Raw genomic sequence first — 23,969 nt, forward strand, 5'->3', positions numbered from 1 at the left:
AACTCGCGGTCAGACGGGTGCCGCGCGGCGTCCTGCCGAGCGTGAATTCACCGCCAACGTGCCGCGTCACGCCCATTAGTCCTCTTCGGCCTGCGGTTCCGCCGGGGCGGGCTCGTGGTCGGTCACCGCGACGAGCGCGGGCCGGACGAGCTTCTCGCCGAACCGGTAACCGCGGCGCAGGACCGCGGTGACGGTCGGGCCGTCGACGTCCGGGGACGTGCTGTGCTGCACGGCCTCGTGCACCGAAGGGTCGAACGCCTCGCCCTCGTGCGCGAACGGCTCCAGGCCGGTCTTTTGCAACGTGGACACGAGCTTGTCCGCCACCGCCTTGAACGCGCCGGTCAGGTCGCCGTGCGCGGCGGCCCGTTCGACGTCGTCCAGCACGGAGAGCAGCTCGGAGGCGACGGACGCCTTCGCGTTGTTGATCACCGCTTCGCGATCGCGTTCCACCCGCTTGCGGTAGTTCGCGTACTCGGCGGTGAGCCGCTGCAGGTCGGCGGTGCGCTCGTCGAGCTGGGTCTTCAGCTCGGCGGCCACCTCGTCCACGACCTCGGCGACCACGGGCTCTTCGGAAACCGGAGCAGCGCCTTCCTCGTCGGCAGCGTGGGCCGGCGCCCGGACCTCACCCGTCTCGGGGTCGATCCGGCGCCGGTCGTGCACGACTACCTGAGGCTGCTCCTCGTCAGGGGCGGCGTGCCTCGGCTCGGTCACTTCTTCTCGTCCTCGTCCACGATCTCGGCGTCAACGACGTCGTCCTGGCCGGCCTTCGCCTGGCCCGCTCCCGGCGCGTCCGCACCGGGGGCCTCGGCACCGGCGGCACCCGGAGCGTTGGCGTACATCGCCTGGCCGATGGCCTGCGACTCGGTCGCGAGCTTCTCCACCGCGGCCTTGATGGCGTTGATGTCGGTGCCCTTGAGCGCCTCGTTCGCCTCGGCGATCGCGGCGGTGACCTTCTCCTTGACGTCGGCGGGGAGCTTCTCGTCGTTCTCCTTGACGACCTTCTCGGTCTGGTAGACGAGGGTCTCCGCCTGGTTGCGGACCTCGGCCTCCTCGCGGCGGCGCTTGTCCTCCTCCGCGTGGGCCTCGGCGTCCTTGACCATGCGGTCGATGTCCTCCTTCGGCAGCGCGGAGCCACCGGTGATGGTCATCGACTGCTCCTTGCCGGTGCCCAGGTCCTTCGCCGACACGTGGACGATGCCGTTCGCGTCGATGTCGAAGGTGACCTCGATCTGCGGCACGCCGCGCGGGGCCGGGGGCAGGCCGGTCAGCTCGAACATGCCGAGCTTCTTGTTGTGCGCCGCGATCTCGCGCTCGCCCTGGAAGACCTGGATCTGCACGGACGGCTGGTTGTCGTCGGCCGTCGTGAAGGTCTCGGAACGCTTCGTCGGGATCGTGGTGTTGCGCTCGATCAGCTTGGTCATGATGCCGCCCTTGGTCTCGATGCCGAGGGACAGCGGGGTGACGTCGAGCAGCAGGACGTCCTTGACCTCACCCTTGAGGACACCGGCCTGCAGGGCGGCGCCGACGGCGACGACCTCGTCCGGGTTCACGCCCTTGTTGGGCTCCTTGCCGCCGGTCAGCTCCTTCACGAGCTCCGCGACGGCGGGCATGCGGGTCGAGCCACCGACGAGCACGACGTGGTCGATGTCGCCGACGGAGATGCCGGCGTCCTTGATCACGTTGTTGAACGGCGCGCGGGTGCGGTCGAGCAGGTCGGACGTGATGCGCTGGAACTCGGCCCGCGACAGCGTCTCGTCGAGGAACAGCGGGTTCTTGTCCGCGTCCACCGTGATGTACGGCAGGTTGATGCTCGCGGTGCTGGAGCTGGACAGCTCGATCTTGGCCTTCTCCGCAGCCTCACGGATGCGCTGGAGGGCCATCTTGTCCTTGGTCAGGTCGATGCCGTTGGCCTGCTTGAAGCGGTCGACCAGCCAGTCGACGATGCGCTGGTCCCAGTCGTCACCACCGAGGTGGTTGTCACCGGAGGTCGCGCGGACCTCGACAACGCCGTCGCCGAGCTCGAGCAGCGAGACGTCGAACGTACCGCCACCGAGGTCGAAGACCAGGATGGTCTGCTCCTTCTCGCCCTTGTCGAGGCCGTAGGCCAGAGCGGCCGACGTCGGCTCGTTGACGATGCGGAGCACGTTGAGGCCCGCGATCTGGCCGGCCTCCTTAGTGGCCTGGCGCTGCGCGTCCTCGAAGTAGGCGGGGACGGTGATGACGGCGTCGGTGATCTCCTCGCCCAGGTACGCCTCGGCGTCGCGCTTGAGCTTCATCAGCACGCGCGCGCTGATCTCCTGCGAGGTGTACTGCTTGCCGTCGATCTCATCGGTCTTCCAGTTGGTGCCGATGTGCCGCTTCACCGAGCGGATGGTGCGGTCGACGTTCGTGACGGCCTGGTTCTTCGCGGGCTGACCCACGAGGACCTCGCCGTTCTTGGCGAACGCGACGATGGACGGGGTCGTCCTCGAGCCCTCCGAGTTGGCGATGACCGTCGGCTCACCGCCTTCGAGGACGGCGACGACGGAGTTGGTCGTCCCGAGGTCGATGCCGACTGCACGCGCCATTGGAGTTCCTTCCGCTAGTACTTGTTGAGCGTTGCTGACTCAAGTTTGCCATCTTGCCCAACGTTGAGCCTACCCGACTCAAGCTTTCTGATGGTCCCAACGGCTGACCAGGTCTGGTTGTTCCCTCAGAACGCGCTGAGGACCACCCCGCGTGGAGTGATGCGCGGCACACCCGGCGCGGTCGATCGGGTACAGTGGCGAACGGTCGACCGCCCTTCAAGGACACTCGGCCGTTCGATCAATGAGTCTCGCTCGACAGCGTGGACCCGGAACTCACTTTTCACCTCGCGGCGTATCGGAACTCGGCATCGATGCTCCGCAGACGATGTAGACGGTGATTCCGGCACTCTGTTCGGGCATGGCACCCACATGTCGAGAAGGACCTACGCTCCCGGGCTCGTAACCCACGCTTACCTGAGATCTGGCTTCGCCGAGGGCTCGACTCAGTTCCACCAGATGTTCTGGTTGAGCTGAGGCATGCCCACCGCCCCTCTCGACCGGAGGGACGCGAAGGGGCGAAGTTCAAGATGCAAGCGGAGCTGGCCGGACTGGTTCCTGGTTGGGGCATCGCGCTGGCCGCCGGCATGACCGTGGCCGCCCTGGCCAAAGTGTTGATCGTGTGGATTGCACTCAGAGGCGTGCCGAGCGACAAGAAAGCCCCGGTCATCCGGGCTCTGGCGACCCTGTTCAAAGCTGACCTGCAGCTCGGCCCCTTCAGGCGTAGTCCGCCGGCCGACACCGACCCGCCGAACGAGGACGAGCCCGGTGAAGGATGAAGGCCGCCGACGAGCAGCGGCCTCCACATTCCCCCTGATTCGGGCGGCCTCAGACGGCCAGCACCTTCACGTTGCCCGAGTCGGCGGTCAGCTTGAGCTCGTTCTTCGCCGCCGGATCGGTCGGCACGTCGACCCGGCGGTCCCCGCTGCCGGACTCCGCGGTGACCTTGTACGGGCCGGCGGACACCGGCACCCGCACGGTGATGTTCCCCGAGCCGCTGACGACGCGGGCCGTGCGCGCCGAGACGAAGTTCAGCTCGACGTTGCCGGATTCGGCGTCGGCGGTCACGTCGTTGTCGATCGCGGTGCCGGTGATGTTGCCCGAGCTGGTGTTGACGAGGACCTTGCCCTGCAGCTGGTCCAGCGTGATGTTGCCGGAGCCCAGGTCGGCCGTGACGCTGCCCTTGATCTTGGCGGCCTCGAACTTGCCGGAGCCGGTGATGGCCTTGACGTCACCTGCGACGTCGCGGACGTTGATGTCGCCAGAGCCGCTGGTGACCTGGACGTTGCCCGCGATGTTCTGGACCACGATCCGGCCGGAGCCCGTCTGGTAGTCGACGGACGCGAGACCCTCCAGGGTGACGTCGCCCGACCCGACGTCACCCTGGACGGCGATCTCCGCGGACGGCACCTGGACGTCGTAGTTGACCTCGCAGTCCCTGCCGCAGTCGTCCAGCACCAGGGTGGTGCCCTCGATGCGGTGCGAGACGCCCGTCGGCCTGTTGTCCTTGTTGTGCTCGACCCTGCGGTGGATCTTCGTCTCGGACAGCCCCGGCACGTACCGGATCGCCACGACCCCCGAGCCCGTGCGCACGCGCACGGACGTGAACTTCTCCGCGACCGCGTTGTCTTCGGCGAACTCGTACTTCACGATGCGGATGCCACAGGCCGTGAGCACCGCCCCCACCAGCAACGCCACCAGCGCTGTCCTCATCATGGGCACAAAAGTAGAGGTGGCGGTGCCCAGCGACACGGCAGTCAGCCCCCGAAGGCGGGGTGGGGTTGTCCCTACCTGGCTCAGACCAGGTCTTCCAGGACCGCGCGCAACGCCGGCGCGGTGCGGGCCGGGTCGTTCAGGAACCGCGTGGAGGCCAGGACGTGGGCCGGTGCGATCCGTTCCCACAGCAGGCCATCCACGGGCACCTCGACGATGTGCAGTTCGACGCTCTGCGCCCACCGGCCGATCCGCGACTCGATGCCGCGCAGCACGTCGCCGATCGGCAGCGCGACAGGAGCCTGCACCCGGTGCAGCTGCTCGATGCCCGGCTTGAGGGCCAGCACGGCGGCACGGCAGGCAGGGCGGGTCAGCAACGCCTCGGCGTCCTCCGGCACGGCCGGCTCCGCGCCTCGCGTGCACGCGTCCAGCGCGTCGGTCCACCAGCCCGGCCACTCGCGGGTCACGGCCGCGCGGTCGACGCCAGCCGGGACCTGCACCGGCAGCGACGGCTCCAGGCCGGGCACGTGCGGCTCGACGTCGACGGACAACGCCAGTGAGTCGCGGACGTAGAGCGCGGCCAGCAGCCCCAGGCTCACCCCGTGGCTGATGCCGGACACCTCTCGCGCGAACTTCATGCCCTCATTGTTCCCGTGTCGCGGGGGTGGAATCGTCGCGGCCGCAGATCAAGAAGGACACGATTGGCTCCAGCTCGTCCTCGTTCGGAGCAACGTCGGCTATCAGACCCTGGATCAGCAGTCCGTCGACAGCCGCGAGGAACGCGCGGAACGCCACCGGGTCCGCCGGCCGGGCCGCTTCGACCGCCAGGTCCAGCCACCTGCGTGCGGCGGCTTTCAGTTCGGGACGACGACCCGCCAGCAGGTACAGCTCGTACTCGGCGAGTGTGCGCGCACGGTTCTCATTCACAGCACGGGCGAGCGAGCGTGCGATCTCTCGGGCCGTGCCACCGCTCGCGACGATCTGCAGCATGTCCTCGCACAGCTCTTCGGCGACCCACAGCAGCGTGGCGATCAACAGGTCGTCGAGCGTCGCGAAGTAGTAGGTGGACGCCGTCGTCGGCACGCCGGCTTCACGCGCGACGCTGCGATGCGTCACGCCGGCGATGCCCTCACGTTCGATCACCCGCAGGGTGGCCTCGACGATGGCGCGCCGCTTCTTCTCCCCGCGCGCCTTGCGTCCGTCGATGAGAGCGGTCAGTGCGTCCTCCCGAGTTCGAGCGTCACCACGCCTCCGATGATCAAAGCCAACCCGATGACCATCGTGGGGTTAAGGGTCTCGCCCAGGAACTTCCAGCCGATCACCGCGACGGCTGCGACGCCGATGGCGGACCACACGGCGTAGGCGACGCCCACGGGCATACCCAACTTCAACGCGCGCGAAAGAGCTGTGAAGGCGATCGCATATCCGACGATGACCACGGCCGACGGCCACGGTCTGCTGAAGCCCTCGGACAGCTTCAACGACACGGTGGCGGCGATCTCTCCCACGATCGCCGCAGCGAGATACAGGTACAACACGGCGACCTCCGGACGGTGAACCCAACTACTTGAACGATTGTTCCACAAGTTTTTGATCAATTTCCGGGCACTTGACCGGTACGTGAGGAGACACCGGCCACGTCCAAGTGGTTACTCACCAGTAACGTGGCCTAGACTCCCGCCATGACCCTCCAGCTGGTTCTCGGACTCGTCGCCGTAGCGGTGAGCGTCGTCGCCTGGGGCGTGTTCGTCGCTGGCGTCTGGAAGATGATCAAGATCATCCGGCTCGGCCAGCCGGACGGCACTCGCAAGGGCCCGTTCTGGCCGCGGCTGAAGACGTTGATCGTCGAGTTCGTCGCGCACACCAGGATGGCCAAGTTCCGCTCGGTCGCCCCGTGGCACTGGATGGTGATGTGGGGCTTCCTCATCGGCTCCGCGGTGCTGTTCGAGGCCTACGGCGAGGTGTTCGACCCGCACTTCCACTGGCCGATCATTGGCACGTGGTCCGTCTGGCTGCTGCTCGTCGAGCTGCTGGGCCTCGGCACCGTCGTCGGTGGTGTGGCCCTCGCGATCATCCGCCAGCGCAACCACCCGCGCCGCGCCGACCGCGTCTCCCGGTTCCAGGGCTCGGACTTCAAGTCCGCCTACTTCGTCGAGGCGGTCGTGATCATCGAGGGTCTCGGCATCCTCGGCGTGAAGGCGTTCAAGCAGTCGAGCGGTCTCGAAGCCGCGCCGCTGTGGACGTCGTTCGTGACGCAGCCGCTCGCCCACCTGCTGCCCGCGGCGCCGATCTGGGTGTCCGTGATGGCGCTGATCAAGCTGCTGTCCGGCATGATCTGGCTGGTCGTGGTCGGCAAGAACCTGACGATGGGTGTCGCCTGGCACCGGTTCTCGGCGTTCTTCAACATCTACTTCAAGCGCGAGGACGACGGTGGCGTCGCCCTGGGCGCGCTCAAGCCGATGATGTCCGGCGGCAAGGTCCTGGACCTGGAGGAAGCCGACCCCGACAAGGACGTGTTCGGCGTCGGCAAGGTCGAGGACTTCACCTGGAAGGGCTGGCTCGACTTCTCCACCTGCACCGAGTGCGGCCGCTGTCAGTCGCAGTGCCCCGCCTGGAACACCGGCAAGCCGTTGTCCCCCAAGCTGGTCATCACGCAGCTGCGCGACCACGCGTTCGCCAAGGCGCCGTACCTGCTGGCCGGCGGCTCGCGCGACATGGCGGGTGACGAGGTCGGCCTGGTCGAGGACAAGTACGAGGACTACAAGAAGCGCCTCGAGTCCATCGACGTGCTGGCGATGGCCGAGTCCGAGCGCCCGCTGGTCGGCGGCCCCGACGAGCTGGGCGTCATCGACCCCGAGGTGCTGTGGTCGTGCACGACCTGCGGCGCGTGCGTCGAACAGTGCCCCGTCGACATCGAGCACGTCGACCACATCGTCGACATGCGCCGCTACCAGGTGCTGATCGAGTCGAACTTCCCGACCGAGCTCGGCGGCATGTTCAAGAACCTCGAGAACAAGGGCAACCCCTGGGGCCAGAACGCCAAGGACCGCCTTGCGTGGACCGAGGGCCTCGACTTCGAGGTGCCGGTGTTCGAGGGCGAGCTGGGCGACGCCGAGTACCTGTTCTGGGTCGGCTGCGCCGGTGCGTTCGAGGACCGCGCGAAGAAGACCACCCGTGCCGTGGCCGAGCTGCTGCACACCGCGGGCGTCAAGTACACGGTGCTCGGCCCGGAGGAGACCTGCACCGGCGACCCGGCCCGCCGCGCCGGCAACGAGTTCCTCTTCCAGATGCTCGCGCAGCAGAACGTCGAGGTCCTCAACTCGGTCTTCGAGGACCGGCCCGCGGGCCAGCGCAAGATCGTCGTGACGTGTGCGCACTGCTTCAACACGCTCGCCAACGAGTACCCGCAGGTCGGCGGCACCTACGAGGTCGTGCACCACACGCAGCTGCTCAACAAGCTGGTGCGGGAACGCCGTCTGGTGCCGGTCGCCCCCGTCACCGAGGACGTCACCTACCACGACCCGTGCTACCTGGGCCGCCACAACAAGGTCTACGAGGCACCGCGTGAGCTCATCGGGGCGTCCGGCGCGAAGCTGCGCGAGATGCCGCGCCACGAAGAGCGGTCGATGTGCTGTGGTGCCGGTGGCGCTCGCATGTGGATGGAGGAGCGGATCGGCAAGCGCATCAACGTCGACCGCGTCGACGAGGCGCTCTCGACCGCGCCGTCCAAGATCGCGACGGGCTGCCCGTTCTGCCGCGTGATGCTGACCGACGGCGTGACCGCGCGTCAGTCCGACGGCCAGGCCGGAGCGCACGTCGAGGTCGTGGACGTCGCGCAGATGCTGCTCGAGTCCGTCAAGCGCGGCACGGAGAAGAAGGACACGCCGACCGACGAGGTCCCCACCGGCACGCCGTTGCCGGACGAGGACAAGTCGAAGGTCTGAGAACACCGAAGAGGCCCCGGTCCGATGTGGACCGGGGCCTCTTCGCGTTGGTGGGTCAGTCGTTGTCGGTGACCTTGTCGTAGATCACGTTCAGCACCCAGCCGGTCAGGGCGACGATGATCGCGCCCCAGAACGCGGGCCAGAAGCCGTCGACGCGGAACGGCAGGTCCAGCTGCTCGGCGAGCCATCCGGTGAGCATGAACAGCAGCGCGTTCACCACGAGCCCGATCAGGCCCAGGGTGAGCAGGTAGAACAAGCAGCCGAAGAACTTCACCAGCGGCTTCACGATGGCGTTCACCAGGCCGAAGATCACCGCGACGCCGATCAGCGTGAGGATTCTCGAGCCGGTGGTGCCCTCGCCCAGGTCGATGCCGGGGAGGGCGGTCGACACCCAGACCGCCACGGCAGTCAGCAGCACATGCACCAAGATGCCCATGCCGCAGACTAACCGTGGCAGGTCCTATGTGGTCAGGAACGTCGACGGCGAGCCACGAAGAACGCGCTCACACCGGCCGCGACCAGCACCGCACCGAGGGCCAGGAACCCGAGCGGCGAGGCACCCGTCGACGCGAGACCGGTCTTGTTGCCCGCCTTCGCCACGGCCTGCGTGGTCGTGGTGGTCGCCGGAGCGGTCGTCTCCGAGGTCGGGGTCGTCGGCGTGGTCGTGGTCTTCTCGACGATCTTGATCGTCTTCTTCAGCTGCACGCCCTGGTTCTTGCGGTCGACGTCCTTGTGGCCGTCGACCCACGGCCGGGCGATCGGCCAGATCTCAGTGGTCTCGGCCGCGGTCAGCTCGAGCTTCAGGTCGACCACGACCGACTGGCCGGGCAGCACCTTGGCGACGGTCTCGTAGTCGCGGTTGGCGCCGGTGACGTTGTCGCTGTGCGACAGGATGTTGCCGTCCGGGCCGAACAGGATGAACGACAGCTTGCCGGGGACGTCGCCCTTGTTGGTCAGCTTCACGTGGACGTCGATCTGGTCGCCGACGGTGTAGGTGTCCTTGGCCGGGCTGATCGTGAGCTCTTCGGCGGCGACGTCGGCCTTGGGCGCGAAGTAGCGCACGTCGATCCGCTTGTTGCGGTCACCACCGACCTTCGCCTGGCCCGTCAGCCAGTCGATGTCGTTCGCGCCCAGCGGCTTGGCCAGCGCCAGCTCCTGCTTCGCGAGATCCGGCGCGGTCACCGTGTAGTCGCCGACCGGCAGCTCGAAGCGGAACGAACCGTCCGCGGCCGGCGTGGCGGCCACCTCGACCTGGGCACCGCTCCCGGTCTTGCCACTGGCCTTGATCTCGCCGGTGGTGGCCTTCTCGTCGGCCTGCTTCACGCCGTCACCGTTGGCGTCGACGAAGCTGAAGCCCTCGACGAAACGACCCCAGAGCGGGAAGTCGAGGGTCATGTCCTTGTCGGTGGGCCGGGCGCCCCAGGGCAGCTCGAAGTCCACCTTGTCCTGGTTGATCACCAGGTACCGCGGGCCCTTCGGCAGCACGGCGCGGTACCGGCCGTTCGCGTCGGTGCGAACCTCGATGGCCTTCTCGTTGCTATCGAGGTTCTTCACCCACACGCCGACGCCGTTCGCGCGGACCGTCTCGCCCGCGTCGTAGGCCTCGTTTCCGTTGCGGTCCAGGAAGATGACGCCCTCGACCGTGATCGTCTCGTCCTGCGCGGCGGCGGGCAGACCCGCACCGGCCAGCAGGAAAGCAGCCGTCAGCGTGACGGCGAACTGCTTCTTCACTTGTTCCCCCAAGGTGTTTTACGAACGGCGACGGCGTGCGACGAAGTACGCACCCGCGCCGGCGGCGAGCAGGAGTCCGCCAAGGGCGAGGAAGCCCAGCGGCGAAGCGCCCGTGGACGCGAGCTTCTCGTTCGTGACCGCGCCGCCGGGAGCCGGGGCAGGAGCCGAGCTGCTCGGCGTGGGCGTGGCGGTGCCCTCCGACGACGGGGTCGCCGGCGTGTCCACGACGGGCGGGTCGATGGTGACGTCGATCGACATCTCGTTGTTCTTCGCGTCGGCGTCGTTGAACGAGTCGCTGCGCTGCACCAGCGCGCGCACCGAGTCCGGCGAGTCCCACGTGAAGGTGAAGCCGACGTCGACCTTCGCGGTCGCGCCCGCCGCGAGCGGTTCCTTCAGCGACATGATGTTGCCCTCGACGCGAACGGCGTTGTCGCCCACCGAGTCCACAGTGGTGTTGTGGCCGTCGAGAATGAACTTGATCTTCTCGGGGAAGTTGCCCTTGTTCGCGACCTCGATGACGGCCTTCGCCTTCTCACCGCTGCGATAGCTGGGCTTCGCGGGCACGAGCGTCAGACCGACCAGTGCCGGGTCCGACTTCGCGACGAGGTAACGCAGGTCGACCCGCATCTGCCTGTCCTGGAAGGCGTCGAGCTTGCGGGTGAGGGTCGCCGGGTCGACGTCGGGGGTGTCGGCATCGAGCACCAGACCGCGGTAGGCGAGGTTCGGCGCGTGCAGGGTGAGATCACCGGAAGGCACGTCCTCGATGCTGTAGGTGCCGTCGGCCGCGGTCGGGCCCGCGAGGAGGTTGACCTCCACCCCGTCGGCCGAGGTGCCCGTGATCCACGCGCGGCCGCTGTGGCTGCCGTCGCTGACGGGCTGCTTCTGCTCGCCGGGGTTGAACACCTTGTCGCCGTTGGCGTCCACAAAGGAGTAACCGAAGACCCTGCTGCCCCGCAACGGGAAGTCGGCGGTCGTCAGCGACTCGCTGATGTTGTACCCGACCTTGGTGCTCGTGTAGTCGAAGATGTCCGAGTTGCGGATCTCGTAGTTCGGCCCCTTGGGCAGCTCCACGCGGTACCGGCCGTCCGCGCCGGTGCGGAAGTCGCCGAGCATCTGGCCCGTGTCGACGTTCCGGACGCTCACACCACGGCCGTTCTTCCGGACCGCGTCGCCCGCGTCGTAGACGTTGTTGCCGTTGCGGTCGAAGAAGAACAGACCTTCGACGGTGATCTTCTCGTCCTGCGCGAGAGCGGGTACGCCCGCCGACAGCACGAGGGCAGCCGTCATCGCGACGGCGCAGAAGTTCCTCACTTGATCCCCCAGGATTTCTACTACTCCACACGGGTAATCGAAATCCCGGGGTACCGGCGTTGCGTGATGTCAGTCACTCCGACAGCGGATAGCCACCCATGTCGCACCCCTCCCTCTCGCGCCGGTTAGCACGATATCGGATAGTACGAGTTCGTAGCAATTACTCCTTGCCGTCGAGAGCGAGCCTCGTGCGGCGGTGGGCTGGACCCAGCTCACCCGCGAGCACCTCCATCACCTGACGGAGCAGGTCGCGCAGGTTCTCCAGGTCGCTGCCGGGCAACGCGGTGAAGAGCTCCTTCTCCCGCTGCGCCTGACCGGCCACGATCTCGAGGAAGATCGCGCGACCCGCGTCGGTCAGCGTCGCGGGCAACGACCGCCGGTCGCTCGGGTCGAGCTCGCGGACCACGAGGCCCGCCTTCTCCAGCCGGTCGAGGCGGCTCGTGATTGTCGTGGCGGGGCTCAACGTGCCGTTCGCGAGCTGCTTGGGCGTGAGGCGGTGGGGCGGCCCGATCCAGAACAGGCGGGCGAGGATCTCGTAGTCCGCGCGGTTCAGCCCGTGCGGCGCCGCGATCTCCGTCGCGAGGAAGTCGAGGTACTTGCTGATCTGGTGCACCCGATCGACCACGCCCTCGACCACCGGATCGATCGCCGGAACCATGGCCCTCCACGACTCGACCTCGGCATCGGTGTCGTCCGCACCACGCTCGCCCATCTCACGATCGTAGTTGCGCCGGAACGCGGAACCGCCCGCGTCTCTCCCGGACGCGGGCGGTTCCGTCTTACCCCCTGGTGATCAGCGTCCCCCCGGAGCAGATCCCAGCCTTAAGACACCGCAGCCCTGTTCGATGTTGCCCCGCAGGGCGATTGTCACTCGAATGCAGTAAGCCCCGGCCGGGCCTAGGCTGATCGCCATGAGCGAGAAGCCGTCGGGCTCGGGCGAAAGCACACTGACCGTCGTCCTGGCTCTGGTGGTGAACCTCGCCATCGCCATCACCAAGGCCGTCGCGGGCGTCCTGACCGGTTCGGCGGCGATCCTCTCCGAAGCCGCGCACTCGGTCGCCGATACGTTCACCGAAGCCCTGCTGCTGACCGCACTGCGCCGCTCGGACCGCCCCGCCGACCGCCGCCACCCGTTCGGCTACGGCAAGGAGCGCTACTTCTGGTCGCTGCTGGCGGCCGTCTCGATCTTCGCCTCCGGCGCGATGTTCGCGTTCTACGAGGGCTTCCGCACCGTGTTCGGCGACCAGGAGGAGCAGACCCGGCCCCTCGTCGGGTACATCGTGCTCACGCTGGCGTTCCTGCTCGAGTGCATCTCGTGGACCCAGGCGTTCCGGCAGGTGCGCTCCGAGTCCGCCGCGCACGGCCGCGGGTTCTTCGACTTCCTGCGCATGTCCGACGACCCGACCGTGAAGACGGTGTTCCTGGAGGACTCGGCCGCCCTGATCGGCCTGGTGCTGGCGTTCGCGGGCCTCGGCCTGCACCAGCTGACCGGGTCGTCGTTGTGGGACGGCCTCGCGTCGTTGGCGATCGGCCTGCTGCTGGCACTGGTCGCCTACGTCCTGGCGCGCACGAACAAGGGGCTCCTGATCGGACGGCAGGCGGATCCCGTGATGGTGAAGGCGATCTGGCGGCGGCTGTCCGAGGTGCCGGAGGTCGAGGCCGTCGTGGACGTGCTGACGATGCTGATCGGCACCGACCGCGTGCTGCTGTGCGCGCGGCTCGACTTCACCGACACGCTGACGGCCTTCGAGCTGGAGACCGCATGCGTGCGGATCTCCGCCGAACTGCGTGGGACGTTCCCGGACCTCGACGAGATCTTCCTGGAGCCGGTCCCGCGCACCGACCCGGACCTGCGCCGGCGCGTGCTCGACCGCTACGGCTTCTAGCGGCGCGTGTCGGTGCGGTGGAAGTTCAGGTACGCGCGGCTCGGCGTCGGGCCGCGCTGCCCCTGGTAGCGGCTGCCGGCCTGCTTCGAGCCGTACGGGTGCTCCGCCGGGCTCGACAGCTTGAACAGGCAGAGCTGCCCGATCTTCATGCCGGGGTGCAACGTGATCGGCAGGTTCGCCACGTTCGACAGCTCCAGCGTGATGTGGCCGGAGAAGCCGGGGTCGATGAAGCCCGCCGTCGAGTGCGTGAGCAACCCGAGCCGCCCGAGGCTGGACTTGCCCTCGAGCCGACCGGCCAGGTCGTCCGGCAGCGTCACCATCTCGTAGGTCGACCCGAGCACGAACTCGCCGGGGTGCAGCACGAACGGCTCGCCCTCCGGCGTCTCGACCAGGCTCGTCAGGTCGTCCTGCTGCACCGACGGGTCGATGTGGGTGTACTTGGTGTTGTTGAAGACCCGGAAGAACCGGTCGAGGCGCACGTCGATGCTCGACGGCTGCACCATCCCGACGTCGAACGGGTCGAGCAGCAGACGGCCCGACTCGACCTCTTTGCGCAGATCCTGGTCACTCAGCAGCACTCCGACAGGCTAACCGAAGACGGCGGCACGCCTCGTTGCACGCCTGTGTATGATCGGCTGCGAGCTTGCTCGTGCGGGTGTAGTTCATTGGTAGAACGACAGCTTCCCAAGCTGTAGAGGCGGGTTCGATTCCCGTCACCCGCTCTCGACCCGAAGGCCCTCCTCGTGAGGGCCTTCGTCGTTTCCCGGGTCCTCCAGCGGTCGAACCGACCGGTCGGCCTGTTTGCCGGGCGAACTGGAATGCTTCACTCAATGGGGTGACGCCTGTCTCAATCGGGCCGTGACAACGGGTAAGAAGTACCCCTGCTGATCGCTCTTTCGATGAATCTGAAGTACTCGATCGGCTGGTTCGTCCGATACCGCTCTGTAGGCCCGAATTCACCCGGAGTGACCTCTGAGACGCGATAATCGAGCCTCGTTCGACGTCCTCGCGTACGCCCTGGCGCAGTGCCACGAAGAACGAGTCACCGGCGCATTGCGCATTGTCGGCAACGCGGGCGGACTGTTTCATTTGCGCGACGGCCTGGTGATCGCGGTGGACAGCCCGGGGTCACCCGGCGCGGACACGCTCCTGCTGAGTTCGGGACTGATCGGAGAAGAGGACTGGGCGGCGGCTCTGATCGAGAGTGTCGAGACGCGGTCGCTGCAGGCGGCGCTCGTCGCCAGAGGAGTCACACCGGCCCGAGTCCAGGACGTCACGGCGGCCGCCGTGCTGGACGGGGCGTTCGCCGTCGCCGCCGGTGAGATCGAGCGGCACTCCGTCGACGAGTCCGTCGAGCACCCCCTGCTACCTGCATCGACGGCCGTTGCTCCTGACGTCCTGCTGGTGGAGACGGCTAGCCGGCTGGACGCCCTCGCTTCGCTCCCGTTCCCCCTGTCGCCCTACCGCGACCGCGTGGTGGCCGTCCACGGGGCGGAGCCGGCCACCGCGGAGCAGCGGGAGATCGTCGAGCACGCCACCGGAAGGCGCAATGCGCGGGACATCGCTTTCGCGCTCGGCCTCGGCCTGCACTCGGTCACGGTCGAGATCTCCCGGATGCTCGCCGACGGCCTGCTGGAGATCGCCCCACCCACGACATCGTTCAGCTTTTCGCATTGGGGGCTCACTTCACTGCACCCTCGGGCCCCCAGGGAGGTGGAATGTTAGTCCTGAGCGGTTCGACCTTTCCAATCCAGGAATGGAGTGAATTGAACTACGACGCCCTGGGCGCCGAACTCAAGAAGCTTCGAGAGAACGTGGCCGGAGTGACCGACACGGTGATCGCCGCGTCCGACGGTATTCCCATCCTCGCCGACGTGGCGAAAAACGTCGATCCCGCGCACATCTCCGCGCTGGCCGCGTCCGGACTCGGAATCGCACGCCAGACGACCGAGGTGGTCGGCCTCGGCTCCCTCGGCCAGACCGTGGTGTTCGGCAGCGAGGGCTACATGGCCGTGTACGCCATCGGCCGGCTGTCGCTGATGGTCGTGCTCGGGGACAAGGGGCTGAACCTCGGACGCCTCCTGCACGAGTCCCGGCCCGTGATCGAACGGGTCGGCGCGATCCTGGCCGCCTAGCGCACCAGGTGAGCGACCAACGGGTGCTGCGCCTTCTCGGGCGCTCTGCTCACACCGGCACACATCTCCGAGAAATGGTCGCGGCGCATGTCCACGCTTGGCTCATTTTTCTCAACGACGATCTTTTCCGCATGGAGGCGTGTCCGCATGCCAGCGCGACACCGGAAAGCGGCCACGCCGTCTCGACCACCAGTTGACACAGGAAAGTGGAGTCTGATGAACATCGATATCGCGTTGAAAGAGGCCATGTCCATCGCCGGCGCCATCGGCGTCGCGCTGGTCGACCACGAGAGCGGGATGTCGCTCGGCACCAGCGGCGGGGGCGACTGGCTGAACCTGGAGATCGCCGCGGCCGGGAACACCGAGGTCATCCGGTCGAAGCTCCGGGTGATGCAGGCACTCGGCCTCAACGACAGCATCGAGGACATCCTGATCACACTGCACCGCCAGTACCACCTGATCCGGTTGATGGGCGGCGTGAAGTCCAGAGGTTCGCTCTTCCTCTACCTGGTGCTGGAAAGAGATGTCGCGAATCTCGCCATGGCCAGGCACCAGCTCAAGCGCATCGAATCCGAACTGCAGGTGTGAATCGCACCGGTGCTGAAAAGCCGAAGGCGGCCGGCTTTTCAGCACCGCGACAAGTCAGTCGACCGGGAGACCCCACGGACGGCGGTCCAGCTCGACCCAGCCTCCACCGCGAGCCAAGGCCGCTCGAACGCCGGCGACGTGTTGCGCGAACGACGCGAGGTCGCCGTGCAGCAGTTCGGCGCGTTCGACGTCCAACGGATGCGTGTCGTCGTGCCACAGGTCGACCGGGAACGACGCCACGAACGGCATGGACTGCAGGAGTTGCAGCAGCGCGACCGAGGGCTGCGTGGTCTCGGCGAGGTAGTCCAGGCGGATCGCCTCGCACGCCGCCAGGAGTTCGCGGACCTGGCGGATGGCGTCTGCCGGGGTGCCGTCCCACGACGCGTCCGGGTAGACGCGGTCGCTCAGCTCCAGCCAGAGCCGCCAGCCCGCGGTCAGTTCCGCGTCGTCCGCGGGAAACCAGGCACTCATGCCATCCACTGTGCATGCGCTGCGGCGCATGAGTCTCGTGACGATGACGCACGCCACGACAACCATCGAGTGATGTGCGCGTCTTGAACCGCATGACGCGTGTGTGGCAAGGGCGGACCGTGCTGCTCAGTCTCGCGATCGGGCTCGCCATCGGTGTTCTGCTGACGTTGCTCGCGGTGCCGGCGCTGAAGTACGAGGTCGTCGAGCAGGCCACCCTGCTCACCAGGGTGCTGGCCTACGGCTTCCTGCTCGTGCCGATCGCCGTGATCACCGTGCTGAAGAGTCCGTTCCCGGTCACGCACACGACCGGTCTCGTCGTGGGCGCGACCGCGGTCCTGGCGACGACGGCCGAGTCCTACACCGGCACGCCGATGCCCTACGTGTGGCTCGCGGCGGCGACCCTGTTCGGGTGCGCCGCCGCGAGGATCATGAAGAACGAACGCGCTACGCCTTGACCGCTTCCACGTCGGGAGCGTCGGTCTTGAGCGAGTCGATCAGCGCGTCGCGCTCGGCCGACGGCTCTGGCTTCGCGAAGCCGATCACCAGGTAGAGGACCAGGGAGACCAGCAGCGGCGTCGAGACGATCAGCGCCTGCGAGACGGTGAAGTCCTTCAGGAACTGCTGTTCGGTGTAGAGGAACACCCAGGTGGCCAGACCGCCGATGGTCGACGTCAGCGCAGCCGTCGGGCCGACCTTGCGGAACCACGGGAGCAGGCCGAGCATCAACGGGATCGCGATCGGGCCCATCGTGGCCGCCACCAGGGCGATCACCACCTTGAGCACGAAGCCCTTCGTGTCCGCGGTCAACGCGATGGTCATCGACAGACCGATGAACGCGAACGTGGTGATGCGTGCGAGCTTCAGCTGCGCGTCCGCCGACATCGTCCGTGCGCCCTTCCAGATGCGCGGGAGAATGTCACGGGTGATGACGGCGGTGATGACGTTGGCGTCGGAGGAGACCATCGCCATCGTGTGCGAGAAGAATCCGGCGAGGACGAGGCCCACCATGCCCGCGGGGAGCATCGCCTTGCCCATCGCGACGTAGGCCTGCTCGGCGTTGGCGTCCATGCCCGGCACGATCAGCGGCGCCGCCCACATCGGGAAGAACAGCACGAGCGGCCACACCAGCCACAGGACGGCGGACAGCAGGGCCGAGCGCTTGGCGGCGAAGCCCGAGGGGGCCGCCATGTAGCGCTGGGCCAGGTTCCACATGCCGCCGTTGTACTCGAGCGTCTTGATCAGGAAGAGCGCCATGAAGAACGTCAGCGTGTAGGGGCCGGTGAGCGGGTCGCTGTGGCTCGCGGGGAGCTGGTCCCAGATGTTCCACATGAAGTCGATGCCGCCGAAGTGCGCCGCGACCGCGAAGAACATCGCGAAGCCGGCGAGCCCCTGGATGATGAACTGGCCGAAGTCGGTCAGAGCGTCCGCCCACAGACCGCCGAGCACCGAGTAGACCATCGTGACGACGCCGACGAGCGCGATGCCCCAGCCGACCGGCACGCCGGCGAAGCCCTGCAGCAGCAACGCGACGGCGACCCACTTGGCCGCGATGTCGACGACCTTCAGGCCCGCACCCGCCCACGCCATGAGCTGCTGGGTCGGCACGTTGTAGCGGATGGCCAGGTACTCGAGCGGCGATTTCACGTCGTGCTTGGCCCGCAGCCGGTTCCACGCTGGCGCCCACAGGAACGCGCCGATGCCGACACCGAGACCGATCGTCAGCGACCACCAGATGTAGACCGTGAGGCCGAGCCGGTACGCCTCCGCCGCGAACGCGACGAACATGACGGCGCTGTACCCGGACATGTGGTGGGAGATGCCCGACAACCACCAGGGCATCTTGCCGCCCGCGGTGAAGAAGTCGGCGATGTTGTTGATCCGCCCGCGGGACCAGAGCCCGATGCCGACCATCACCACGAAGTAACCGGCGACCACGATCCAATCGAGGGTGCCCATGTGACCTCCTTGCGTGCACACACGTGTGCCCGCGAGAGCACCAGGCCTCATGGCGGCGGGAACCTGGCACATCCGCACGGGATATGTGACGTAGGTCTTACGAGACTGTTGCCCCGGGACGGAAGAGCTTCGGCGGTCTTGAATCACGTTTGTGACCCTTGTTCATGCACGTGAACCGGCTATTCCGCGTCACACGTCCGAGGGAACGACGTCTCACCTCCGGATGTACGAACGGAGGTGCTGATGCTCCCGCCCGGCCGCCCTGCTCCCGGCGTCGCGCTGATCGACCCCGTACCGCTCTACCGCGAGGGTCTGTCCGGCCTCGTCAAGCGGACTCCCGGTCTGCGCTGGCTCGGCTCGACCGGCGACCTGCACGCCGCCGTTCGCCTGCACGAACGCCTGCGCCCCGACGTGCTCCTCGTCGACTCCGTGCTCGACCCGGTCGGCCACCTGGCCCGGCTGCTGGTCGAACGCGATCCGGTGCTGCTGGTCATCGGCCTGGTCCGGGACGCGCACTCACACGCGAACTACGTCACGACCGCACTGGAATCGGGGGTGCGCGGTGTCGTGCCGCGCAGCGCCCAGCCGGAGCAGATCGTCCGCGTCATCCTGGAAACCTGCCGGTCACGCGGTTACGTGCATCCCGACCTGCGCCCGAAGGAACGACCGACGCTGACGCGGCGCGAGTACGAGGTGCTCACGCTCATCGCGGACGGCCTGGAGAACCAGCAGGTGGCGGACGAGCTCATCGTGTCCGTGGAGACCGTGCGCACCCACGTGAAGGGCATCCTGCGCAAGCTGAGCGCGCGCGACCGCACGCACGCGGTGTCGCTCGCCTACCGGTCAGGCCTGCTGATCGGCCGCCCAGCCGTGCTCGAGTAAGCCGAACACCTCGTCGGCCGCCCGTTCGCGATCGGCGCGGCCGAAGATCACGTCCCTGGCGTCCAGTGCGAACCTGGCCAGCGCGGCACACCTGACGTCGTCCGCAGGAGCACCCGTCTCCTCCGCGATGGCCCGCGCCAGCGCGTCCTGGTGCCGCGTCCACATCCGGTGCCCGTACTCGCGCAGCGCGGGCGTCTCCAGCACCAGGCGCTGGAAGATCTCGAACTGCGGGTGGTCGGCGTGACCCCGCGCCGCCTGCACGAAGTGGTCGCGCAACGCCATCGGGATCGACTTGCCCCCGCGGTTGCGCACCGCGGCGACCAGCGCGGACTCCTGCGCCTCGTCCTCGTCGAAGAGCAGCGCCTCCTTGCTGGGGAAGTGCTTGAACAGCGTCGTCACCGACACGTCCGCGGTGTCGGCGATCTCCTTCACGCCCACCTCGTCGAAACCGCGCTCGAGGAACAGCCTCGTCGCCGCGTCGGAGATCGACTGACGGGTCTGCAGCTTCTTGCGCTCACGACGGCCGAGCTCGGTCACCGCTTCACCATACCGCATTGGTTGAGCAGGTTCAAAAGTGTAGCGGTTGCACTTTTGAACTCGATACGCTTACATGACGTCATGACCTCACCACGCATCGCCATCGCCGGGGCAGGACTGGGCGGCCTCACCTGTGCCCGCGTTCTCCAGCTGCACGGCTTCGAGAACGTCACCGTGTTCGAGCGCGAGAGCTCGCCCGACGCCCGCCAGCAGGGCGGCATCATCGACCTGCACGCCGGCAGCGGCCAGGAGGCCATCCGCGCCGCGGGCCTGTTCGACGAGTGGCGTGCGCTCGCCCGGTTCGAAGGGCAGGAGCAGCGCAAGGTCGACCCGGCCACGGCCGAGTTGATCGAGCACGAGCCACCGGAGGGCGACTTCCGCCCGGAGATCGACCGCGGGCAGCTCAGGAAGCTGCTGCTCGACTCTCTCGCGCCCGGAACCGTCCGCTGGGGCCTCGGCGTCGGGGCGGCGAGGCCCGGCGAGGTGACGTTCCTGGACGGCTCGACCGCCACGTTCGACCTGGTCATCGGTGCGGACGGGGCCTGGTCGCGGGTGCGCGGAGCGGTCTCGCCAGCCACGCCGCAGTACACCGGCGTGATGTTCGTGGAAACCCGGCACGACGACGAGCAGCTGCTGGGCCTCACCGGCCAGGGCACGATGGTCGCCGACGATGACGGCCTGATGCTGTGGGCTCAGCGCAACAGCGGCAATCACCTCCGCGCGTACGCGTGCATGCGCGCGGATGAGGATTGGAGGCCCTCCAACGCCGAGCTGCTGGAGCTGTACGCCGACTGGCACCCGTCGTTACGCGCGTTCCTCACCGGCGAGCTGATCCACCGGCCGCTGTACGCGCTGCCCGTGCCGCACACGTGGGAGCACACGCCGGGCGTGACGCTGCTCGGCGACGCCGCTCATCTGATGCCCCCGCTGGGCGTCGGCGCGAACCTCGCCATGGAGGACGCGGCCGATCTCGCGCTCGCGATCGCCGAGCACGGTATCCGAGAGGGCGTCCGAGCCTACGAATCGGTCATGTTGCCGCGCGCGATCGACGCACAGGAGCGCACGAACGCAGGGTTGCTCGACATGGTCCCCGAGCGCCCGATACGCGTCTGACCGGCCCTCATGCCCGATTCAGGTGACCGGGCGCACTGTCTACTTCGCCACCAGTGGGTGGTCGCCCTTGCCGGGGTTACTGTCGGGTAATACTCTGTTGTTACCGGTCAGTAGGCGACCCCGCCGCGACCCTGAGGAGTGAGCTGACGAGATGGGCCACTACAAGAGCAACGTCCGGGATCTCGAATTCAACCTGTTCGAGGTCTTCAACGTGCAGGACCACCTCGGCAAGGGGCCGTTCGAGCAGTCCGACGAGGACACCGCGCGCGGCGTTCTGGCCGAAATGAAGACTCTCGCGGAGGGTCCGCTCGCGGACTCGTTCGCCGACGCCGACCGCAACCCGCCGAAGTACGACCCGACGACGTTCTCGGCAACTCTGCCGGAGTCGCTGAAGAAGTCGTACCAGGCGATCTGGGACGGCGAGTGGTACCGCATGTTCCTGCCGGAGGAGCTGGGCGGCTTCGGCACCCCGCCATCGGTGGCATGGGCCGCGTCCGAGCTGATCCTCGGCGCCAACCCGCCGATCTACATGTACCTCGCGGGCCCGAGCTTCGCGACGGTCGTCTACAACAACGGCACCGAGCGCGACAAGCACTGGGCGCAGATCATGATCGACCGCGGCTGGGGCGCCACGATGGTGCTGACCGAGCCGGACGCCGGTTCCGACGTGGGCGCCGGCCGCACCAAGGCGATCAAGCAGGACGACGGCTCCTGGCACATCGAGGGCGTGAAGCGGTTCATCACGTCCGCCGACCAGGACCTGACCGAGAACATCATGCACATGGTGCTCGCCCGCCCGGAGGGTGAGGGCATCGAGGCGAAGCCCGGCACCAAGGGCCTGTCGCTGTTCCTGGTGCCGAAGTTCCACTTCGACCCGCAGACCGGTGAGCTGGGCGAGCGCAACGGCGCCTTCGTGACCAACGTCGAGCACAAGATGGGCATCAAGGCGTCCACCACGTGCGAGCTGACGTTCGGCCAGCACGGCATCCCGGCCAAGGGCTGGCTGCTCGGCGAGGTGCACGACGGCATCGCGCAGATGTTCGACGTCATCGAGTACGCCCGCATGATGGTCGGCACCAAGGCCATCGCGACGCTGTCGACCGGATACCTGAACGCGCTGTCCTACGCCAAGGAGCGCGTCCAGTCCGCCGACCTGACCCGCATGACGGACAAGACCGCCCCGCGCGTCACCATCACCAACCACCCGGACGTGCGCCGCAGCCTGATGCTGCAGAAGGCGTACGCCGAGGGCCTGCGCGCCGTGTACCTGTACACCGCGACGTTCCAGGACAAGGTGATGCTCGGCGGCGAGGACGCGGAGCTCGCGACCAAGGTCAACGACCTGCTGCTGCCGATCGTCAAGGGCGTCGGCTCGGAGCGCGCGTACGAGCAGCTGGCGCAGTCGCTGCAGACCCTGGGCGGTTCGGGCTTCCTGCAGGAGTACCCGATCGAGCAGTACATCCGCGACTCGAAGATCGACTCGCTGTACGAGGGCACCACGGCCATCCAGTCGCTGGACTTCTTCTTCCGCAAGATCATCCGCGACAAGGGTCAGGCGCTCGCGTTCATCAACGGCGAGATCCAGAAGTTCCTCGACAACGAAGGCGGCAACGGTCGCCTGAAGGAGGAGCGGGCGCTGCTCAAGCAGGGTCTCGAGGACCTGCAGGGCATGCTCGGCGCGATGGTCGGTTTCCTGACCTCGTCGCAGGAAGACGTCCGCAACCTCTACAAGGTCGGCCAGAACTCGGTCCGCCTGCTGATGACCGCGGGTGACGTGCTCGTCGGCTGGCTGCTGCTGCGCCAGGCCGAGGTCGCGCTGGAGAAGCTCGGCGGCACCCCGTCGGCCAAGGACAAGGCGTTCTACGAGGGCAAGGTCGCGGTCGCGTCGTTCTTCGCGAAGACCGTGCTGCCCGAGCTCACCGCTCGCCGCAAGGTCGCCGAGTCCACCGACAACTCGCTGATGGACATCGACGAGAGCGTCTTCTAGGACGTTCCGCCGACGACGGGTCCCGCACCTCCTGCCCGAGGTGCGGGACCCGTTTTCATTGCGTCAGAACGACATCGCCAACGGTCCGGTGACCGCGCCGAGGTTGAACGCGGCGGTCGCGTAGGCGCCCGCCATCGTGGGCGCTCCCGCCGCGTGGTGCAGCGTCCGCGCGATCAACGTGCTGCCGACGCCGAACGACAGCACGCCGAGCACGAAGACCAGCGACAGCAACAACACCGGTTCCGCGCCGAGCTGGTCGAGGCACAGCCACCCGGCCGGCACCAGCGGTCCGCCGATCCCGATGACCGGACGCGGCGCGGAGTCGGCAAGCCGGCCGCCGACGGTGACCCCGACGAACGAGCCGACGCCGAACAGCACCAGCGCGACGGGCACCCACCACTCGCTCAGCCCGGCGACGTCCGTGACGACCGGGGCGAGGAACGTGAAGTGTCCGAACGTCACCGCGTTCACGATCACGGCGAGCACCATGACCAGCACCAGCCGCGGCTTGCCGAGCTGCGCCAGCTCCGGTCGCAGCGACGGCGTCACGACGTCCGCCGGTCGTGCCGGAATCCCTTTCAGCACACCGAGTGCGGCCGGCACGCAGAGCAGGGCGACCGCGAGGAACGTGGCGCGCCAGCCCAAGACGGTGCCGAGGACCGACCCTCCTGGCACCCCGGCGATCGTGGCCACGGTGGTGCCGGACAACAGGACCGCGAGCGCACGACCGCGCCGTTGCCCAGGCACCAGCGAGGTGACCGTTGTCAGTGCGACCGCGAGAAAACCGGCGTTTGCGAGCGCCGCGAGCGCCCTGGTCACCAGCAGCACGGCGAAGCTCCCGGTGACGGCACCGATCACGTGTGCCACGAGGAAGACCACGACGAACGACAGCAGGCTGATCCGCGGCGGCCAGGCGCGGGCCAGCGCGGCCATCAGCGGTGCGCCGACGACCATGCCGACGGCGAATGCGGAGGTGAGCAGGCCTGCGGTCCCGACCGCGACGTCGAGGTCCACCGCGATGGCGGGCAGCAGGCCGGCGAGCATGAACTCGGAGGTGCCCATGGCGAACACGGCCAGGGCGAGCAGGTACAGCGAAAAAGGCACAGCGGTGCTCCGGGGCTGAGGGTTGTGGGGGCTGACGGTTGGACCGC

General features: G+C 67.7%; 24 protein-coding genes, 1 tRNA gene and 1 pseudogene. 11 read left to right on the plus strand and 15 right to left on the minus strand.

The window, feature by feature from the left end; all coding sequences use genetic code 11:
- Window positions 1–75 precede the first annotated feature (75 nt).
- The gene (gene grpE, locus IEZ09_RS04495; RefSeq protein ID WP_189252285.1) at window positions 76–711 is read right to left on the minus strand and encodes a nucleotide exchange factor GrpE; all 636 of its coding nucleotides are present in this window, start codon (window positions 709–711) and stop codon (window positions 76–78) included.
- Complete coding sequence (dnaK, locus tag IEZ09_RS04500; RefSeq protein ID WP_189252286.1) at window positions 708–2,567, minus strand: molecular chaperone DnaK; 1,860 nt, start codon at window positions 2,565–2,567, stop codon at window positions 708–710. The genes grpE and dnaK overlap by 4 nt, the downstream gene beginning before the upstream one ends.
- Before the next feature lie 527 nt (window positions 2,568–3,094).
- On the opposite strand from dnaK, the gene IEZ09_RS04505 reads away from it, so the two are divergent.
- Window positions 3,095–3,343, plus strand: coding sequence for a hypothetical protein (locus IEZ09_RS04505; protein ID WP_189252287.1), 249 nt, complete (start codon window positions 3,095–3,097; stop codon window positions 3,341–3,343).
- Window positions 3,344–3,392: 49 nt separating this feature from the next.
- Here the strand turns inward: IEZ09_RS04505 and IEZ09_RS04510 are convergent, their stop codons facing one another.
- The 4 genes from IEZ09_RS04510 to IEZ09_RS04525 all read right to left on the minus strand — a co-directional run bounded on the left by IEZ09_RS04510 (window position 3,393) and on the right by IEZ09_RS04525 (window position 5,815).
- The gene (locus tag IEZ09_RS04510) at window positions 3,393–4,280 is read right to left on the minus strand and encodes a DUF4097 family beta strand repeat-containing protein (RefSeq protein ID WP_189252288.1); all 888 of its coding nucleotides are present in this window, start codon (window positions 4,278–4,280) and stop codon (window positions 3,393–3,395) included.
- A gap of 80 nt (window positions 4,281–4,360) precedes the next feature.
- Entirely contained in the window at window positions 4,361–4,915 is a 555-nt protein-coding gene (locus tag IEZ09_RS04515) for a hypothetical protein (RefSeq protein WP_189252289.1), read from the minus strand.
- Between the two features lie 4 nt (window positions 4,916–4,919).
- Complete coding sequence (locus IEZ09_RS04520) at window positions 4,920–5,495, minus strand: TetR/AcrR family transcriptional regulator (protein WP_189252656.1); 576 nt, start codon at window positions 5,493–5,495, stop codon at window positions 4,920–4,922.
- The gene (locus tag IEZ09_RS04525) at window positions 5,492–5,815 is read right to left on the minus strand and encodes a DMT family transporter (RefSeq protein ID WP_189252290.1); all 324 of its coding nucleotides are present in this window, start codon (window positions 5,813–5,815) and stop codon (window positions 5,492–5,494) included. Before IEZ09_RS04525 ends, IEZ09_RS04520 begins: the two co-directional genes overlap by 4 nt.
- A gap of 144 nt (window positions 5,816–5,959) precedes the next feature.
- Between IEZ09_RS04525 and IEZ09_RS04530 the strand changes: the two genes are divergently transcribed.
- Window positions 5,960–8,221, plus strand: coding sequence for a (Fe-S)-binding protein (locus IEZ09_RS04530; RefSeq protein WP_189252291.1), 2,262 nt, complete (start codon window positions 5,960–5,962; stop codon window positions 8,219–8,221).
- 55 nt (window positions 8,222–8,276) lie between these two features.
- Here the strand turns inward: IEZ09_RS04530 and IEZ09_RS04535 are convergent, their stop codons facing one another.
- From IEZ09_RS04535 to IEZ09_RS04550, 4 genes are all read right to left on the minus strand, one after another.
- The gene (locus IEZ09_RS04535) at window positions 8,277–8,657 is read right to left on the minus strand and encodes a phage holin family protein (RefSeq protein ID WP_189252292.1); all 381 of its coding nucleotides are present in this window, start codon (window positions 8,655–8,657) and stop codon (window positions 8,277–8,279) included.
- A gap of 32 nt (window positions 8,658–8,689) precedes the next feature.
- A complete protein-coding gene (locus IEZ09_RS04540; protein WP_189252293.1) occupies window positions 8,690–9,952 on the minus strand; it encodes a hypothetical protein in 1,263 nt (420 codons plus the stop codon).
- 18 nt (window positions 9,953–9,970) lie between these two features.
- The gene (locus IEZ09_RS04545) at window positions 9,971–11,263 is read right to left on the minus strand and encodes an LPXTG cell wall anchor domain-containing protein (protein ID WP_189252294.1); all 1,293 of its coding nucleotides are present in this window, start codon (window positions 11,261–11,263) and stop codon (window positions 9,971–9,973) included.
- A gap of 160 nt (window positions 11,264–11,423) precedes the next feature.
- Window positions 11,424–11,975, minus strand: coding sequence for a MarR family winged helix-turn-helix transcriptional regulator (locus IEZ09_RS04550; protein ID WP_189252295.1), 552 nt, complete (start codon window positions 11,973–11,975; stop codon window positions 11,424–11,426).
- A 199-nt stretch (window positions 11,976–12,174) separates the two neighbouring features.
- On the opposite strand from IEZ09_RS04550, the gene IEZ09_RS04555 reads away from it, so the two are divergent.
- Window positions 12,175–13,149: a cation diffusion facilitator family transporter gene (locus IEZ09_RS04555; RefSeq protein ID WP_189252296.1), complete on the plus strand. Its 975-nt coding sequence runs from the start codon at window positions 12,175–12,177 to the stop codon at window positions 13,147–13,149.
- On the opposite strand, the gene dcd is transcribed toward IEZ09_RS04555, so the two are convergent.
- Window positions 13,146–13,727, minus strand: a complete 582-nt coding sequence (gene dcd / locus IEZ09_RS04560; protein WP_189252297.1) for a dCTP deaminase — start codon at window positions 13,725–13,727, stop codon at window positions 13,146–13,148. The two genes, IEZ09_RS04555 and dcd, sit on opposite strands and share 4 nt — an antisense overlap.
- 73 nt (window positions 13,728–13,800) lie before the next feature.
- On the opposite strand from dcd, the gene IEZ09_RS04565 reads away from it, so the two are divergent.
- The 4 genes from IEZ09_RS04565 to IEZ09_RS04580 all read left to right on the plus strand — a co-directional run bounded on the left by IEZ09_RS04565 (window position 13,801) and on the right by IEZ09_RS04580 (window position 15,872).
- Window positions 13,801–13,871: transfer RNA gene (locus tag IEZ09_RS04565), tRNA-Gly, on the plus strand.
- A gap of 391 nt (window positions 13,872–14,262) precedes the next feature.
- Window positions 14,263–14,874 (plus strand): MarR family transcriptional regulator, encoded by a 612-nt coding sequence (locus tag IEZ09_RS04570; protein WP_189252298.1) that lies wholly within the window; start codon window positions 14,263–14,265, stop codon window positions 14,872–14,874.
- A gap of 41 nt (window positions 14,875–14,915) precedes the next feature.
- Entirely contained in the window at window positions 14,916–15,284 is a 369-nt protein-coding gene (locus IEZ09_RS04575; protein ID WP_189252299.1) for a roadblock/LC7 domain-containing protein, read from the plus strand.
- 216 nt (window positions 15,285–15,500) lie between these two features.
- Window positions 15,501–15,872 carry a hypothetical protein gene (locus IEZ09_RS04580; protein ID WP_189252300.1) on the plus strand — a complete coding sequence of 124 codons (372 nt, stop codon included), beginning with the start codon at window positions 15,501–15,503 and terminating at the stop codon, window positions 15,870–15,872.
- Window positions 15,873–15,926: 54 nt separating this feature from the next.
- On the opposite strand, the gene IEZ09_RS04585 is transcribed toward IEZ09_RS04580, so the two are convergent.
- Window positions 15,927–16,343 (minus strand): hypothetical protein, encoded by a 417-nt coding sequence (locus IEZ09_RS04585; RefSeq protein ID WP_189252301.1) that lies wholly within the window; start codon window positions 16,341–16,343, stop codon window positions 15,927–15,929.
- A 92-nt stretch (window positions 16,344–16,435) separates the two neighbouring features.
- On the opposite strand from IEZ09_RS04585, the gene IEZ09_RS04590 reads away from it, so the two are divergent.
- Window positions 16,436–16,798 (plus strand): hypothetical protein, encoded by a 363-nt coding sequence (locus IEZ09_RS04590; protein ID WP_189252302.1) that lies wholly within the window; start codon window positions 16,436–16,438, stop codon window positions 16,796–16,798.
- Here IEZ09_RS04590 and IEZ09_RS04595 read toward each other — a convergent pair.
- Window positions 16,788–18,299 carry a sodium:solute symporter family protein gene (locus tag IEZ09_RS04595; protein WP_189252303.1) on the minus strand — a complete coding sequence of 504 codons (1,512 nt, stop codon included), beginning with the start codon at window positions 18,297–18,299 and terminating at the stop codon, window positions 16,788–16,790. The two genes, IEZ09_RS04590 and IEZ09_RS04595, sit on opposite strands and share 11 nt — an antisense overlap.
- 243 nt (window positions 18,300–18,542) lie before the next feature.
- Between IEZ09_RS04595 and IEZ09_RS04600 the strand changes: the two genes are divergently transcribed.
- Entirely contained in the window at window positions 18,543–19,181 is a 639-nt protein-coding gene (locus IEZ09_RS04600; RefSeq protein ID WP_189252304.1) for a response regulator transcription factor, read from the plus strand.
- On the opposite strand, the gene IEZ09_RS04605 is transcribed toward IEZ09_RS04600, so the two are convergent.
- Window positions 19,143–19,718 carry a TetR/AcrR family transcriptional regulator gene (locus tag IEZ09_RS04605; RefSeq protein ID WP_229812243.1) on the minus strand — a complete coding sequence of 192 codons (576 nt, stop codon included), beginning with the start codon at window positions 19,716–19,718 and terminating at the stop codon, window positions 19,143–19,145. The genes IEZ09_RS04600 and IEZ09_RS04605 overlap by 39 nt on opposite strands.
- Before the next feature lie 81 nt (window positions 19,719–19,799).
- Between IEZ09_RS04605 and IEZ09_RS04610 the strand changes: the two genes are divergently transcribed.
- Window positions 19,800–20,831: an FAD-dependent oxidoreductase gene (locus IEZ09_RS04610; protein ID WP_189252306.1), complete on the plus strand. Its 1,032-nt coding sequence runs from the start codon at window positions 19,800–19,802 to the stop codon at window positions 20,829–20,831.
- Between the two features lie 151 nt (window positions 20,832–20,982).
- Window positions 20,983–22,818 carry an acyl-CoA dehydrogenase gene (locus IEZ09_RS04615; RefSeq protein ID WP_189252307.1) on the plus strand — a complete coding sequence of 612 codons (1,836 nt, stop codon included), beginning with the start codon at window positions 20,983–20,985 and terminating at the stop codon, window positions 22,816–22,818.
- A gap of 78 nt (window positions 22,819–22,896) precedes the next feature.
- On the opposite strand, the pseudogene IEZ09_RS04620 reads toward IEZ09_RS04615, so the two are convergent.
- A pseudogene (locus IEZ09_RS04620) lies at window positions 22,897–23,922 on the minus strand (Cmx/CmrA family chloramphenicol efflux MFS transporter); the annotation flags it as partial.
- Window positions 23,923–23,969: the final 47 nt, after the last annotated feature.

The sequence above is a fragment of the Lentzea flava genome (genome assembly GCF_014648475.1).
Lineage (GTDB): Bacteria > Actinomycetota > Actinomycetes > Mycobacteriales > Pseudonocardiaceae > Lentzea > Lentzea flava.

Coding starts and splice junctions, on each gene's coding strand:
- IEZ09_RS04595 (WP_189252303.1), bottom strand. CDS start 18,299: ATGGGCACCCTCGATTGGATCGTGGTCGCCGGTTACTTCGTGGTGATG.
- IEZ09_RS04550 (WP_189252295.1), bottom strand. CDS start 11,975: ATGGGCGAGCGTGGTGCGGACGACACCGATGCCGAGGTCGAGTCGTGG.
- IEZ09_RS04610 (WP_189252306.1), top strand. CDS start 19,800: ATGACCTCACCACGCATCGCCATCGCCGGGGCAGGACTGGGCGGCCTC.
- IEZ09_RS04515 (WP_189252289.1), bottom strand. CDS start 4,915: ATGAAGTTCGCGCGAGAGGTGTCCGGCATCAGCCACGGGGTGAGCCTG.
- IEZ09_RS04535 (WP_189252292.1), bottom strand. CDS start 8,657: ATGGGCATCTTGGTGCATGTGCTGCTGACTGCCGTGGCGGTCTGGGTG.
- IEZ09_RS04615 (WP_189252307.1), top strand. CDS start 20,983: ATGGGCCACTACAAGAGCAACGTCCGGGATCTCGAATTCAACCTGTTC.
- IEZ09_RS04505 (WP_189252287.1), top strand. CDS start 3,095: ATGCAAGCGGAGCTGGCCGGACTGGTTCCTGGTTGGGGCATCGCGCTG.
- IEZ09_RS04600 (WP_189252304.1), top strand. CDS start 18,543: ATGCTCCCGCCCGGCCGCCCTGCTCCCGGCGTCGCGCTGATCGACCCC.
- IEZ09_RS04555 (WP_189252296.1), top strand. CDS start 12,175: ATGAGCGAGAAGCCGTCGGGCTCGGGCGAAAGCACACTGACCGTCGTC.
- dnaK (WP_189252286.1), bottom strand. CDS start 2,567: ATGGCGCGTGCAGTCGGCATCGACCTCGGGACGACCAACTCCGTCGTC.
- IEZ09_RS04530 (WP_189252291.1), top strand. CDS start 5,960: ATGACCCTCCAGCTGGTTCTCGGACTCGTCGCCGTAGCGGTGAGCGTC.
- IEZ09_RS04510 (WP_189252288.1), bottom strand. CDS start 4,280: ATGATGAGGACAGCGCTGGTGGCGTTGCTGGTGGGGGCGGTGCTCACG.
- IEZ09_RS04590 (WP_189252302.1), top strand. CDS start 16,436: ATGACGCGTGTGTGGCAAGGGCGGACCGTGCTGCTCAGTCTCGCGATC.
- IEZ09_RS04580 (WP_189252300.1), top strand. CDS start 15,501: ATGAACATCGATATCGCGTTGAAAGAGGCCATGTCCATCGCCGGCGCC.
- IEZ09_RS04585 (WP_189252301.1), bottom strand. CDS start 16,343: ATGAGTGCCTGGTTTCCCGCGGACGACGCGGAACTGACCGCGGGCTGG.